At 69.6% G+C, this 12,231-nt stretch carries 11 protein-coding genes; all 11 read left to right on the forward strand.

The features are described from left to right. Window positions 1–82: 82 nt before the first annotated feature. The 11 genes from ACFXNW_RS17945 (at window position 83) to hisF (ending at window position 12,116) form a co-directional block, all read left to right on the forward strand. Window positions 83–1,834 (forward strand): penicillin-binding transpeptidase domain-containing protein, encoded by a 1,752-nt coding sequence (locus ACFXNW_RS17945; RefSeq protein WP_379418818.1) that lies wholly within the window; start codon window positions 83–85, stop codon window positions 1,832–1,834. Window positions 1,835–2,246: 412 nt separating this feature from the next. Continuing rightward, the gene (locus ACFXNW_RS17950; protein WP_379418819.1) at window positions 2,247–3,767 is read left to right on the forward strand and encodes a protein kinase; all 1,521 of its coding nucleotides are present in this window, start codon (window positions 2,247–2,249) and stop codon (window positions 3,765–3,767) included. A gap of 320 nt (window positions 3,768–4,087) precedes the next feature. Continuing rightward, window positions 4,088–4,690, forward strand: coding sequence for a maleylpyruvate isomerase family mycothiol-dependent enzyme (locus ACFXNW_RS17955; RefSeq protein WP_379418820.1), 603 nt, complete (start codon window positions 4,088–4,090; stop codon window positions 4,688–4,690). 381 nt (window positions 4,691–5,071) lie between these two features. Next, the gene (hisD, locus tag ACFXNW_RS17960; protein ID WP_379418821.1) at window positions 5,072–6,409 is read left to right on the forward strand and encodes a histidinol dehydrogenase; all 1,338 of its coding nucleotides are present in this window, start codon (window positions 5,072–5,074) and stop codon (window positions 6,407–6,409) included. Next, window positions 6,406–7,539 (forward strand): histidinol-phosphate transaminase, encoded by a 1,134-nt coding sequence (locus tag ACFXNW_RS17965; protein WP_379418822.1) that lies wholly within the window; start codon window positions 6,406–6,408, stop codon window positions 7,537–7,539. The genes hisD and ACFXNW_RS17965 overlap by 4 nt, the downstream gene beginning before the upstream one ends. Window positions 7,540–7,559: 20 nt before the next feature. Continuing rightward, complete coding sequence (gene hisB / locus ACFXNW_RS17970) at window positions 7,560–8,192, forward strand: imidazoleglycerol-phosphate dehydratase HisB (RefSeq protein WP_379418823.1); 633 nt, start codon at window positions 7,560–7,562, stop codon at window positions 8,190–8,192. After that, window positions 8,189–8,821: an imidazole glycerol phosphate synthase subunit HisH gene (gene hisH, locus ACFXNW_RS17975; protein ID WP_379418824.1), complete on the forward strand. Its 633-nt coding sequence runs from the start codon at window positions 8,189–8,191 to the stop codon at window positions 8,819–8,821. Before hisB ends, hisH begins: the two co-directional genes overlap by 4 nt. A gap of 292 nt (window positions 8,822–9,113) precedes the next feature. Beyond that, the gene (locus tag ACFXNW_RS17980) at window positions 9,114–9,641 is read left to right on the forward strand and encodes a hypothetical protein (RefSeq protein ID WP_379418825.1); all 528 of its coding nucleotides are present in this window, start codon (window positions 9,114–9,116) and stop codon (window positions 9,639–9,641) included. A 112-nt stretch (window positions 9,642–9,753) separates the two neighbouring features. Then, on the forward strand, window positions 9,754–10,485 hold the full coding sequence (gene priA / locus ACFXNW_RS17985; RefSeq protein ID WP_379418826.1) for a bifunctional 1-(5-phosphoribosyl)-5-((5-phosphoribosylamino)methylideneamino)imidazole-4-carboxamide isomerase/phosphoribosylanthranilate isomerase PriA: 732 nt from the start codon (window positions 9,754–9,756) through the stop codon (window positions 10,483–10,485). 10 nt (window positions 10,486–10,495) lie between these two features. Beyond that, on the forward strand, window positions 10,496–11,338 hold the full coding sequence (locus tag ACFXNW_RS17990; protein WP_379418827.1) for an inositol monophosphatase family protein: 843 nt from the start codon (window positions 10,496–10,498) through the stop codon (window positions 11,336–11,338). Window positions 11,339–11,342: 4 nt separating this feature from the next. Further along, complete coding sequence (gene hisF, locus ACFXNW_RS17995; protein ID WP_379418828.1) at window positions 11,343–12,116, forward strand: imidazole glycerol phosphate synthase subunit HisF; 774 nt, start codon at window positions 11,343–11,345, stop codon at window positions 12,114–12,116. Window positions 12,117–12,231: the final 115 nt, after the last annotated feature.

Consider the following 12,231-nt stretch of genomic DNA (forward strand, 5'->3'; position numbering starts at 1 on the left):
AGCCCGATCGACCGGGCTGCGGCGCGGTGCGAGCGTGTCGCGGCGACGGTGGATGTCGCCGAACGTGGCTACAGTCGGGCGGATGCGCACCGATCGGAAAGTCTTCGTGCTGCTGGCCTCCGTCGCGTTGTTCTCGGCGGGGTGCTCGTCGGGGCCGGAACAACCCGACACGGTGGCGGGGGAGTTCGTGGAGGCGCTCAATCGCGACGATCTGCCTGGGGCGGCGGCGCTCACCGACAATCCGACGCAGGCGGGCGAGGCGTTGCGCGGACTGTACGAAGGGCTGGGGTCGGAGGTTGTTTTCGAGGTCGAGAGCGCCGACGACGACCGCTTCACCCTCGCCGCCACCTGGAAGCTCGGCAAGGACGGTAAGGACGAGTGGACCTACACCACCACGGGCACGGCCGCCGAATCCGGTGACGACTGGAAAGTTCGCTGGGATCCCGCCACGGTCGCACCCGGCCTGGCCACCGGTCCGCTGACCTACGCGCCCGTCTATCCCGAGCCCGCACGGGTGCTCGACGCGAGCGGGGGCGAACTCATGACCGAACAGGTGGTCACGCTCGTCAACCTCGCGCCCGGCGCCGACACGGTGGCCGTCGCCGCGCTGCTCACCCCGCTGGCACCCACTATCACCGCCGATTCGCTGAATGCCGACCTCGCGACCGCCGTGGGCAAATCGATCACGCCGATCAGCTTGCGCGCCACCGATATTGCCCCCATCCAGGAGGCGCTGGCAGCGATCCCCGGCGTCACCCTGGCGCCGCAGACCCGCCTGCTGACCACCGACAGGTCCCTGTCCGGGCCGACGCTGTCGGGAGTGAGCGAGCTGTGGCAGCAGCGTGCCGACGACGCCGCGGGCTGGGCCGTGCGTGCCGAGACGCCGGAGGGCACCGAACGCATCGCCGGTCAGGACGCCCAACCGACTGTCGACATCACCACCACCCTCGACATCGACCTGCAACACGCGGCCGAAGCGGCGCTGACACCGCTGGCGCAACCGGCGGCGATCGTCGCACTGCAACCGTCGACCGGCAAGGTCGTGGCCGTCGCGCAGAACGACGCCGCCGACGCGCAGGGGCCGATCGCGCTGACCGGGCTGTATCCACCCGGTTCGACCTTCAAGACGGTGACCGCCTCGGCGGCGCTGGCCGCGGGAACCGTCACCCCGGACACCGTGCTGCCCTGCTCTGGTGAGGCGAATATCGAGGGCCGCCGCATCCCCAACGACGACAATTTCGACCTGGGCGAGGTGCCGCTGCACACCGCCTTCGCCCGCTCCTGCAACACCACCATGGCCCGGCTCGCGGTGAACCTGCCGCCGGATGCCCTGACCGAGACCGCCGAACAGCTCGGCCTCGGCATCGACTACGTCACACCCGGCCTCACCACCGTCACCGGCTCGGTTCCGCCCGCGAACACCCCCGCCGAACGGGTCGAATCGAGCATCGGACAGGGCACCGTCACCGCGTCGCCGTTCGGGATGGCGCTGGTCGCGGCCTCGCTCGCACACGGCAGCCCGCCGGTCCCGATGCTGGTCACGGGTGCGCCGGGTGTCGCAGACCGGACACCGCAACCGCTGGCAGCGGGGACCGCCGACCAGGTGCGGTCGATGATGCGCGAGACCATCACCGCGGGCACCGCCACCCAGCTCGCCGACATTCCCGGCCTGCTCGGCAAGACCGGCACCGCCGAATACGGCGACAACTCCACTGCGCACGGCTGGTTCGTCGGGATCGACGGTGACCTGGCGTTCGCGGTGTTCGTGGCCGACGCAGGCAGCTCCGCGCCCGCGGTCGACGCGGCGGGGCGCATGCTGCGGGCCGGCCGCTGATCACCGGCGGGACGCAAGGTGGTGACAAGTGGCCGATGCGTGGCGGGTGTGTGCCGAGCCGCAGCGCAGTCGACCCCGGCGATCGAGCGTGCCGAGCGGTCAGCCGGCCAGGCTCCGGCGTGTCGCGCGGCGTGTCGGGCCGAGTTCCGACATATCAGCCCAGGTACCCGCACAGTGCCCGCAGGTGGCGGGGTAGCGGCGGCCGCTGGAGGCCGTCGAGGGGTACATCAGTGGCTGGTGCGGCCCGCACGCCAGCTACACTCGTGCCGAACGCGCGAGCGGTCAGTACGCGATTTGTCACATTTCGAGAAGGTTCGGAGTAGGCGCCATCGATACCGGTCAGTTGATCGCGGAGCATTACCGCCTGGTCGAGCGGATTGGTAGCGGCGGCACAGGCGTGGTTTGGCGCGCCGTGGACGAGCGCCTGCAGCGATCGGTCGCGGTCAAGCAGATCCACATCAAGCCGAGCCTGCCCGAGGCCGAACGCGACGTACTGCGTCAGCGAGCCATCCGGGAAGCGCGCAACGCGGCCAGGTTCCAGCATCCGAACGCGATCGTCGTCTTCGACATCACCGAACACAGCGGCGACCCCTGCCTGGTGATGGAATACCTGAAGTCGCGCAGCCTCGCACAGGTGCTGTCGGCGCAGGGCGCGGTGCCGTTGAACCAGGTCGCGCGGATCGGTGAACAGGTGGCCTCGGCGCTGATCGCCGCGCATCAGGCCGGAATCGTGCACCGTGACGTGAAACCCGGCAACATTCTGCTCGACGACCACGGCACCGTGAAGATCACCGACTTCGGTATCTCGCGTGCCGCAGGCGATGTCACCCTCACCGAAACCGGCCTGATCTGCGGTACCGCCGCCTATCTCGCGCCCGAAGTGGCGCGCGGGGCCGATCCCACACCGGCTGCCGACGTCTTCGCCTTGGGCGCCACCCTGTTTCACGCGCTCGAGGGTGAACCGCCTTACGGCGCAAGCTCGAACCCGCTCGCGGTACTGTACGCGGCGGCGAACGGTCAGGTCAGCGAGCCGCGCAATGCCGGTCCAGCCACCGATCTCCTGCTCCAGCTGCTGAGCCCGCAGCCCGAGGACCGGCCGACCATGCGGATGGCGCGCGATCAGCTCGCCGCCTTCGCCGACGCCGATGAGGACGCCGTGCCCGCCGGATTCGTCCCGGCCAGTGAGGCTTACGGCCGCCGCAACGGCGAAGGTGCCACCGAGGTCGTCGCCACCCGGGCGTTGCGCACACGTTCGGCGGCCGCCGCCCCGGCCACCGAACGTCAGCGTCCTCCGATGCGCAACTCCTCGGCGGTCGATACCGCCGCACACCGGCCGATGCGGCCGTCGCGCGACCAGCCCGACACCGACGCCCATCCGCGCACCTCCGCCCAGCCGCGACCCACGTCGGCGGCTGCGGGTAAGCGGCGCGCGGTGCTCATCGGTGCGCTGGTCGGTGCGGTCGTCGCGGTGTCGGCGTTGCTGGTCAGCGCGTTCAACAGTGCCGATGATGGATCCTCGCCGCAGGCGTCGGCGTCGTCGGCGGCGGTAGAGCCTTCGGGCGATCCGAGCACTTCGGCCGCGATACCCGCCCTCGGGAGCACCCCGAGCGTCGGTGGCAAGGTCACCGATATCGGTGCCGCCGGACAGCTGGTCGAGCGGTTCTACAGCGATCCACAGAGCAACTGGTCGCTGCTGACACCCGCCGCGCAGAAGGTCTACACCGACCAGCAGGGCTTCCGGAAATACTGGAGCGCTGATGGCCGCACCATTCAGAGCTTCGGCCGCATCTACGCCCCCGACGGCGTCAACAGCGACGGATCGGTCGACATGCTCGTCACCGGCCTCACCTACGGCGGCGACAGCAAGAATCCCAGCCTGCGCATCATCGACGCGGGTGGCGGACGATTGCTCATCGACAGCGACACCCGCTAGGGGGCCGCAGCCTCCGCTGGCGCACGCCGCCGACCAGTAATTGCAGGCAAGGGTGGGCCTGAGTGCCTGCGGCCATGCCTCCGACACACGGCCGAGGGCAAGGACGTGCCACTGGTCCGCTGCGGCCGTATTGTCGAAAGTCGGCGGTGGATCGGTCCGAGTTGGCGGTCTCCGGGCGGGTGGGCGTGACGATTCGCACGCTGCGCCACCAGCAGGCGGGCACGCCGCGCCGTCGTACCGGCCGCGGATTCCGCCGCGCGGTCAGGTCCGGGCTCTCGCAAACCTTTCGCAGGCCGAGCTCGCGGGATAGGCTCGGGCGCATGAGTATTCGGGGGATGCTGGCCGCGGAGCGGGCGCAGCTGATCGAGATGCTGCGCGATCTGTCGGACGCGGAATGGGAATCGCCGTCACTGTGTGCGGGGTGGCGGGTACGTGATGTGGTCGGGCATCTGATGTACGACACTTACTCGCCACTGGGTTACGCGGCAGTGGTGCTGAAGAGCCTTGGCTCGATCGACAAGACCAATGACGCTCTGGTGACGGCGTCTGCGCAGCTGTCGGCTGAGCAGCTGATCGACGGACTGGAGAATCGCGCCGGGCGATTGACCAAGTTCACGCCCCGGCTGTTGCTCGCCGACCTGTTCGTCCATCATCAGGACATCCGCCGCCCGCTCGGCCGCACCCGCGAGATCCCCGAGGATCGGCTGATCACCGTCCTGGACCACCCCGACCCGTTCGCCCTGCCAGGCCGGCGCACGAAGGGGCTGCGGTTCGTGGCCACCGACGTGTCGTGGACATCGGGTGACGGCCCTGAGGTGCGCGGGCCGGGCGAGGCCATTGCGCTCGCGGTGGTCGGCCGCACCGTCGCGCTCGACGACCTCGCCGGCGACGGGGTCGCGGAATTACGCCGCCGCTGCGCGTGACCCGCCGAATCGGTATACGGTCCGGCGTCGCGATTCCGCGCGCGTCGCAAGCGGCCGGCTCGTAGGGAGTGCTCGACAGTTCCGCGACGCGGGAGAGACGGTCATCACCGATGTCCGTGCCGGGTGCACTCAGACCGCCTGACCTCGGATACGTCTGGCGGAATGCACAGTCGGTTCACTTGGTTGGTGGAGCAGACGGGCACCTCACTGGAGGCATCTGGCACACCGCGCCCGGCCCGTCGACCTGCGCACGGGCCGCCGGGCACGCGTGCGCACGCCCTGCCCGGCAGACCGCACGCATAACCCCTGGCATCCGCCCATTAGGCTGGTAGACGCAACTTTCCTGTTGCGAACCAGCTGGAGACAAGGATCGACACCGATATGACATCCCGCATCGAGCTCGCCCGCGTCGATCTGCGCGGTCGCACTCCGTCTGCTGCCGAGCTGCGCACCGCGCTGCCGCGCGGCGGAGTCGACGTGGACTCGGTGCTGCATCAGGTGCGTCCGGTGGTCGAGGCGATCCGCGATCATGGTGTGGCCGCGGCGCAGGAGTTCAGCGAGAAGTTCGACGGTGTCGTGCCGCCCGCGGTGCGGGTTCCCGAAGCGGAACTCAGCGGTGCGCTCGAGCGGCTCGACCCCGCCGTTCGTGCCGCGCTCGAGGTCGCGATCGAACGCACCAGGGCCGTGCACGCCGATCAACGGCGCACCGACACCGTCACCGAGGTGGTGCCGGGCGGCACCGTCACCGAGCGGTGGGTTCCGGTCGAAAGGGTTGGGCTGTACGTGCCGGGCGGTAATGCCGTCTATCCGTCGAGCGTCGTGATGAACGTCGTCCCCGCGCAGGCCGCGGGCGTGGAATCACTGGTGGTGGCCTCGCCGCCGCAGGCGCAGTTCGGCGGGCTGCCGCATCCGACCATCCTCGCCGCGGCGCAGCTGCTCGGTGTCGAAGAGGTGTGGGCAGTCGGCGGTGCGCAGGCCGTGGCGCTGCTGACCTACGGCGGCACCGACACCACCGGCGAGCAGCTCGCACCGGTGGACATGATCACCGGCCCCGGCAACATCTACGTGACCGCGGCCAAGCGGCTGTGCCGCGGCCTGGTCGGCATCGACGCCGAAGCCGGGCCCACCGAGATCGCCATCCTCGCCGACGCCACCGCCGATCCGGTGCATGTTGCCGCCGACCTGATCAGCCAGGCCGAACACGATGTACTCGCGGCGAGTGTGCTGGTCACCGACAGCGTCGCGCTGGCCGATGCCGTCGACGCCGCCCTCACCACGCAGATGACGGTGGTCAAGCACGCGCACCGGGTCACCGAGGCGCTGACCGGCGCCCAGTCCGGGACGGTGCTGGTCGACGACCTCACCCAGGGCCTGCGCGTGGTCAACGCCTACGCTGCCGAGCACCTCGAGATCCAGACCGCCGACGCAGCCGCTGTCGCTGCCAGGGTGCGCAGTGCGGGCGCGGTGTTCGTGGGCGCGTACGCCCCGGTCAGCCTGGGCGATTACTGCGCGGGCTCCAACCACGTGTTGCCGACGGCGGGCTGCGCGCGGCACTCGTCCGGGTTGAGCGTGCAGACGTTCCTGCGCGGTATCCACGTCGTGGAGTACACCGAGGCGGCGTTGAAGGATGTCGCGGGTCACGTGGTGGCGCTGGCCAATGCCGAGGATCTGCCCGCGCACGGCCAGGCTGTGCAGGCGCGGTTCGAGGCGCTGTCGTGAGCGGCGTGCCCGGTGCGCGCATCGGTCTCGCGGATCTGCCGCTGCGGGAGAACCTGCGCGGCAAGAGCCCCTATGGCGCACCGCAGTTGACGGTGCCGGTGCAGCTCAACACCAATGAGAACCCGCATCCGCCCAGCCGCGCCCTCATCGACGACGTCGCCGAAGCCATTCGCGCCGCCGCCGCCGACCTGCACCGCTACCCGGATCGCGACGCGGTGGCATTGCGCACCGATCTGGCCGTCTACCTGACCCGCCAGACCGGCGTTGCGGTCGATGCGAGCAATGTGTGGGCCGCCAACGGCTCCAACGAGATCCTGCAACAACTGTTGCAGGCCTTCGGTGGACCGGGCCGTCGTGCGCTCGGTTTCGTGCCCTCGTACTCGATGCATCCGATCATCTCCGAGGGCATCGACACCGAATGGATCGAAGCCGAGCGCTCCGCCGATTTCGCCCTCGATATCGACGCCGCACTGGCCGCGATCGCCGAACGTCACCCTGATGTGGTGTTCGTGACCAGCCCGAACAATCCGACCGGACACAGTGTCCCGGCCGCGGAGCTGGCGCGGATCCTGGACGCGGCGCCGGGCATCGTCATCGTCGACGAGGCCTACGGCGAGTTCTCCGCCGAGGCGAGCGCCATCGGTCTCATCGACGAATACCCCACCAAGCTGGTGGTGAGCCGGACGATGAGCAAGGCCTTCGCCTTCGCCGGTGGCCGTCTCGGCTACCTGGTCGCCGCGCCCGCCGTGATCGACGCGTTGCTGCTGGTGCGGTTGCCGTATCACCTGTCGGTGGTCACCCAGGCCGCGGCTCGTGCGGCGCTGCGCCACGCCGACGAAACGCTCGGCAGCGTCGCGGAATTGGCGGCCCAGCGTGATCGGGTGGCGGCGGAACTGGCCGCGCTCGGCTTCGAGGTCGTGCCGAGCGATGCCAACTTCCTGCTGTTCGGGCGGTTCGCCGACGCACCGCGCGCCTGGCAGCACTATCTGGACGAAGGTGTGCTCATCCGGGACGTCGGCATCCCGGGCTTTCTGCGCACCACCATCGGCCTCGCCGCCGAGAACGATGAATTCCTGCGGGTCAGTGCGAAACTGGCCGGCACCGAACTGACCCCCGGGTCCGCCCGATGACCGGCACCACGGAAGCGAGCATGAACCGAACCGCGCGGGTGGAGCGCACCACCAAGGAGTCCAGCATCGTCGTCGAGTTGAACCTCGACGGCACCGGTCGCACCGATATCTCCACCGGTGTCCCGTTCTACGACCACATGCTGACCGCGCTCGGCGCACACGCCAGCTTCGACCTGACCGTGCGCGCCGACGGCGATATCGAGATCGAAGCCCATCACACGGTGGAGGACACCGCCATCGTGTTCGGTCAGGCGCTGGGCCAGGCGCTGGGCGACAAGAAGGGCATCCGCCGCTTCGGTGACGCCTATATTCCGATGGACGAAACCCTCGCCCACGCCGCCGTCGACGTCTCCGGGCGGCCCTACTGCGTGCACGTCGGCGAGCCGGAACACCTGCTGCACACAGTGATTCCGGGGTCGCCGGTGCGTGGGCGCGGCGAACCGGGCGCGCCCTATTCGACGGTGCTCAACCGGCACGTCTTCGAATCGATCGCGCTCAACGCGCGCATCGCGCTGCATGTGCGGGTGCTCTACGGGCGCGATCAGCACCACGTGACCGAGGCCGAATTCAAGGCCGTCGCGCGGGCATTGCGCGCGGCTGTCGAACCCGATCCGCGAGTCAGCGGTATCCCGTCGACGAAGGGTGCGCTGTGAGTGCCTCGGTGGTGTTGCTGGACTACGGCTCCGGCAACCTGCATTCGGCCGAACGCGCCCTCGTGCGCGCCGGCGCCCAGGTAGAGGTAACCGCTGACCCCAAGGCCGCGCTGGCTGCCGACGGGCTGGTGGTACCCGGCGTCGGCGCGTTCGCGGCCTGCATGGCGGGGCTGCGCGCGGTGCGCGGCGAACGCATCATCGGGCAGCGACTGGCCGGTGGACGTCCCGTGCTCGGCATCTGCGTCGGCATGCAGATCATGTTCGACCGCGGCGTGGAATTCGACGTGGAGACCGAGGGCTGCGGCGAATGGCCCGGCACCGTCGCCCGCCTCGACGCCCCCGTACTCCCGCATATGGGCTGGAACACCGTCGAAGCACCCGCCGACAGCGTGCTGTTCGCAGGCATGGACGCCGACACCCGCTTCTACTTCGTGCACTCCTACGCAGCCCAGCAATGGGACCTGCCGCCCAGCGAGCACATCCCCGCACCCAAACTCACCTGGTCCGACCACGGCACCAAGTTCCTGGCCGCAGTCGAGAACGGCGCCCTGTCGGCCACCCAGTTCCACCCGGAGAAGTCCGGCGACGCCGGCGCGCATCTGCTGCGCAACTGGGTGCATTCGCTGTAGGTCGGCGTCGGGCCGCCCGCTGCGTAATGCGGTCGGAGATCTCGCGGTCCATATCCTCGGCGCTCCTCGGGCGACCGCTACGGAAGGTGGGCAACGGGGGTTGCGCTGTGGCCTCGACCGCCAATCGTTCGGTGAGTTCTGGCGGCAGATCGTCGCTGACCTCCGGCATGTCAGCGATCGTGCCACGCTCCCGCGGTCGGGGACAACCCTGAGCCGGGCGGTGTGAATCCCAGGGCTGCACCCGGATCCGCCTGTCCGCCCACGGTTCTAGCGTGGTCAGCAGGAGGTCGCCATGAGGTCTGTCACCGTAGCGTCGGCCGTGATCGGGGTGTACGCGGTCGTCGCGAGTTTCGCGTTCGCCACCACGGCGGTCGAAACGATCCTGCTGTACCCGAACATTTTTCGCGATGTGCCGGAGTCGCTGGCGCAGACGCAGGAGTTCATGTCCGTGGTTGCAGTCGGTGACGTGATGCGCCCGATGGGTGGGGTGCTGACCCTGACCGCGCTGATCGCCTGCGCGGTCGCGGTGCGCTCCCCGATCGCCCGCGGCTGGATGACGGCGTCGCTGGTCTCGCTGATCAGCGGGCAGTTCCTGCTATCGGTGCTGTATCAGTGGCCGCGCGCGTCGATCCTGTTCGACGACCGCGATCAGTACACTCTCGCCGAGATCGAGCAGGCCGCCTCCGAGTTCCTGATCGGGCAGGGACTGCGGATCGCGGCAGCCGCGGTGACCGCCGTGTGCGCCGTGGTAGCGGCGCTGGCCTGCTACCGGGCAAGGGTGCTGGCGTCGGCGGCCGACGAGTTCGCGGCGGGTCTCTGAGCGCGTGGTGCACGGGCGTCGGCCGCGAAGACGCCGCACGGCTCGCTCGGCCGGTCCCGTATCCGCAGGCCCGAAGCTTGGTTGCCGGGGATCAGCTACTAGGCTGTTCGGAGTGAGTCTTGTGCTGCTGCCCGCCGTCGATGTCGCCAATGGAGAGGCCGTGCGCCTGGTACAGGGGGAGGCCGGTAGCGAGACCAGCTACGGCTCGCCCCGTGAGGCCGCGCTCGCCTGGCAGGAAGACGGCGCGGAATGGGTGCATCTGGTCGATCTGGACGCCGCGTTCGGGCGTGGATCGAATCGGGAACTGCTCGCCGACGTCGTCGGTGAACTCGATGTGAAGGTGGAGCTGTCCGGCGGAATCCGTGACGACGAATCGCTGAAGGCCGCGATGGCCACCGGCTGCGCGCGAGTCAACCTCGGCACCGCCGCTCTGGAAGATCCGGTGTGGTGTGCTCGCGCGATCGCCGAGTACGGCGAGCGCGTCGCCGTCGGCCTGGACGTGCGCATCATCGATGGTGAATACCGGCTGCGCGGACGCGGCTGGGTCAGCGACGGCGGCGACCTGTGGGAGGTGCTCGAGCGCCTCGAACGCGACGGTTGCTCGCGCTACGTCGTCACCGACGTCACCAAGGACGGCACCCTGACCGGCCCCAACCTCGATCTGCTTCGCGAGGTCTGCGCCGCCACCGACGCCCCGGTCATCGCCTCCGGTGGGGTGTCCACCATCGCGGACCTGGTGGCCATCGCGGAACTGGTGCCCGACGGGGTGGAGGGCTCGATCGTCGGCAAGGCGCTCTACGCGGGTCGGTTCACGCTGCCCGAGGCGCTCGCCGCGGTCCGCTGAACCCGCCGACATGACCGTCACGAACCCTGATCCCGCAGCGCTGCTGCCGATAGCCGCCGAAGTGCTGGACGCGGCCGCGGTGCGGTTCGTCGACGGCCTCGGCGCGCCGAGCGCGGTCGACAAGGGCCACAACGATTTCGCCACCGAACTCGATCTGGAACTGGAACGCACCATCTCCGCACGGCTGCACCAGCTCACCGGTATCGAGGTGCACGGCGAGGAATTCGGCGGCCCGCAGCTGACCTCGGGCACCGCCTGGGTGCTCGATCCCATCGACGGTACCTTCAACTATTCATCGGGACATCCGCTCTCGGGCATGCTGCTCGCGCTGGTCCGTGACGGCGAACCGGTGCTCGGTTTGACGTGGCTGCCCGTCCTCGGCCGTCGATACGCCGCCGTCGCGGGTGGACCGGTGCTACTGGACGGTGTGGCGCAAGCACCGCTGCCGACGGGGACCCTCGCCGAGGCGATGATCGGTTTCGGCGCGTTCAACGTGGATTCGGCGGGCCGCATCCCCGGCCGCTTCCGGTTCGATCTGCTCGGCGCGCTGAGCAGGCTGTCCTCGCGGGTGCGGATGCACGGCTCGACCGGCATCGACCTGGCCTTCACCGCCTCCGGTGCGCTGGGCGGGGCGATCGTGTTCGGGCACCATCCCTGGGACAACGCCGCGGGTGTGGCGCTGGTGCGCGCCGCGGGCGGTGTGGTGACCGACCTGGCCGGTGCCCCCTGGCATATCGAATCCGGATCGGTGCTGGCCGCCGCGCCGGGCGTACACGCCGAGCTGCTGGAGATGATCGGCGCGGTCTCGGCGGAAACAGAACCCACCGCCGCGCGCGGTGGCAGGGAAGGATGAGGCGATGACGGTCGCGGTACGCGTGATTCCGTGCCTGGATGTGGATGCCGGCCGGGTGGTCAAGGGCGTCAAGTTCGAGAACCTGCGCGATGCGGGCGATCCGGTCGAACTGGCCGCCCTCTACGACGCCCAAGGCGCCGACGAGCTGACCTTCCTCGACGTCAGCGCGTCCTCCGGTGATCGCGGCACCATGATCGACGTGGTCACCCGCACCGCCGAGCAGATCTTCATCCCGCTCACCGTCGGCGGCGGCGTGCGCACCGTCGACGATGTGGATCGGCTGCTGCGCGCCGGTGCCGACAAGGTGTCGGTCAATACCGCGGCCATCGCCAGGCCCGAGGTGCTGCGGGAGATGTCGCAGCGGTTCGGTTCGCAGTGCATCGTGCTCTCGGTCGACGCCCGCACCGTCCCCGACGGTCAGCCCGACACCCCGTCCGGCTGGGAGGTCACCACCCACGGCGGCAAACGTGGCACCGGCATCGACGCGATCGAATGGGCAGTGCGCGGCGCCGAACTCGGTGTCGGCGAGATTCTGCTCAACTCGATGGACGCCGACGGCACCAAGGCGGGTTTCGACCTGCCGATGATCCGGGCGGTACGCGCGGCGGTGTCGATTCCGGTCATCGCCAGCGGTGGTGCGGGCACAGTCGAGCATTTCGTACCGGCGGTCGAAGCCGGCGCGGACGCGGTGCTGGCGGCGAGCGTGTTCCACTTCGGTGATCTGAGCATCCCCGAGGTCAAGGACGCGATGCGCAAGTCGGACGTCGTCGTCCGGTAGTACCTCGCGCGCGGTGCCCCACCCAGGGTGGGCTCGCGCTCACCCCTGGGGTTCGCCGCGAGGCACCTGAGGTTCCTGTTTCCGGGCCGGTGGATCGGCCAGAGTCATAGTTCCC

The sequence above is a fragment of the Nocardia sp. NPDC059180 genome (genome assembly GCF_042754945.1).
Taxonomy (GTDB): Bacteria; Actinomycetota; Actinomycetes; order Mycobacteriales; family Mycobacteriaceae; genus Nocardia.